Genomic DNA, 2080 nt, shown 5'->3' on the forward strand with positions numbered 1-2080 from the left:
GACATGGTGTACCGTGTGGCGGCAAGAGGCGGGGCCGAGCGCGCAGTGTGCCATCCTGCCCAGTATGACAACAGGACACCCGACATGGCCCACGGTCCCGAAGCAGATGCCTTTTCACTTCAGCGTCGCGTGGCCGGCGGTGGCACGACCCCCTTGTCGTACTGGACTGTCCCCAACGAGACCGCCGAATTGACCGACGTGCTGTTGGGCTCGCCCGACTACCTGTTTCACCGCGCCACCTCCAGCCTGTCCCGCAAGTTCCTGCGCGACGCGCCCTGTGACATCCCGTTGGCACAGCGCCAGCACGCCGAGTTGGTCGACGCCTACCGGCACTTTCAGGTCAACGTCCACACCCTGCCGCCGGAGCCAGAGTTGACCATGCAGGTGTACGCGCGTGACTCCAGCGTCATGACACCGTACGGCGTCATCATCACGGCCATGGCCAACTGGTGGCGACGCGGTGAGAACTACGCGGCCATCCGCGCCTACGAGAAGCTTGGCATTCCCATCTACGACATGGTCACGGCGGGCACCTTCGAGGGTGGGGATTTCAATGTCATCGAAGCGGGTTGCGTGTTGATCGGTTGCGGTGGTGCGCGTACGCAGGAGGAGGGCGCACGCCAGGTCGCTGGCTGGTTCGAAGCCGAAGGCTGGGAGGTCAGGCTTGCGTTCTTTGACTAGTACTATGTGCACATCGACCTGATGGTCGTGCCGATTGCGGAAAATCTGACCGCCGTCTGCCTTGCCTGTACCGACCCTGCAATCGTGCAGTGGCTCAAGGACAAGGGACACGAGATCATCGACGTGCCGTTTCAGCAGACCATGGCACTCGGCTGCAACCTGATGTCGCTCGGCAACGACCGGGTCATCGCGCCGTCGTCCTCGACCGTGCTGATCGAGAACCTGCGCGCACGCGGTTTCGACGTGGCGTCGGTCGACACCGCCGAGATCTCGAAGACCGGCGGCGGCATTCACTGCATGGCCCAAGCGCTGCGTCGTGCGGCCTGACGCGCGGAAGCGCGAAGGTCAGCGGAAGTTGGCCTCGGGGATCAGGTCGCCCTGGGTCGACGCACCGGAGACCCAGCGGTTGAGCGGTGTCGTGCTGGCGCCCGAGCGGAAGTACTTGGCCGTGATCCACCAGACATACCACTCACCGTTGTCGTGCTTGAGTGGCGTGGCGAACTTGAACTCGTCCCACTCGTAGTCCCAGCTCTCCCGTGTCCCGGACCAGGTGATGTCACCGGACAGGCTGATATCGACATCCTTGATTGTTTCGCGGCTGACCGTTTTTGTCCGGGTGTCGATCCGTGGCGTGGTCAGCACGACGGGTCCGTGCTCGCCGAAACCGTAGTCGGGGTTGGCGAGGATCGTCTCGGCGATCTGCAGCCGGGCTGCGTCGTCGCTGGCCGCGGTCGGCAGGCGTGAGTCACCCACGGCGCGCAACCGGTTCTCGGCGTACATGGCGCGCAGGGTCGTGATCTCTTCGATCCGGGCCCGGACGTTCAAGGCGACCGGCTCGCCGTTGGCGCGCTGCACGGCGGCGAGCGAGTTCGGCACGCTCATCATCTGATCGAGCCGCGCGTAGATGCGCAGGTCGGCGCCCTCTTGCAGAAAGGCGTTCATGCGGTCGGCGGGCGTGTCCGGGTCGAGTGCGTAAAAATAGGCGAGCTCACCGTCGGCCTGGGCCGCGAGTTCGCGGTTCAGTTGCTCGACGGTCTGGGCGTAGGCCGCGCTCGACTGGGCGAGGTTTGCCTGGGCCCACTGAAACAGGCGGTTGAGGTCGCTCTGATCGTAGAGTGCGCCCTGTTGCACCGTGCCGGGGTTGTTTTTATCGAGGTAGGCGAGTGGCGCGATGCGCCGCAGCTCGGCGATGGCGTCGTTCGCGCGCCGGGTCGTGTCGTCTCGCGCACCGACCAGCGCCGCGGCTTCGGCGTCCGTGACCGGCCGCCAGAGCATCTGTGGCACGGTGCTCGCGCGCAGCGACGCTTCGACGTTGGCCAGGATGGCCTGGACATCGCCGAGCGTGTCGAGCTGCGCCCGGGCCCGCTGGTATTCGGCCGACAGCGCCTGGCGCAGTGCC

General features: G+C 65.6%; 1 protein-coding gene and 1 pseudogene. One reads left to right on the forward strand and one right to left on the reverse strand.

All coding sequences use genetic code 11. The annotated features are described in order from the left end of the window. The first annotated feature begins 84 nt into the window (after positions 1 to 84). Positions 85 to 1008 (forward strand): annotated as a pseudogene (locus AAGA11_23100) (dimethylarginine dimethylaminohydrolase family protein). A gap of 18 nt (positions 1009 to 1026) precedes the next feature. Here AAGA11_23100 and AAGA11_23105 read toward each other — a convergent pair. Then, on the reverse strand, positions 1027 to 2080 hold a 1054-nt coding region (locus tag AAGA11_23105; GenBank protein MEM9605760.1), incomplete at its 5' end, for a hypothetical protein.

Source organism: Pseudomonadota bacterium (assembly GCA_039196715.1).
In the GTDB taxonomy this organism is placed as follows: domain Bacteria; phylum Pseudomonadota; class Gammaproteobacteria; order CALCKW01; family CALCKW01; genus CALCKW01.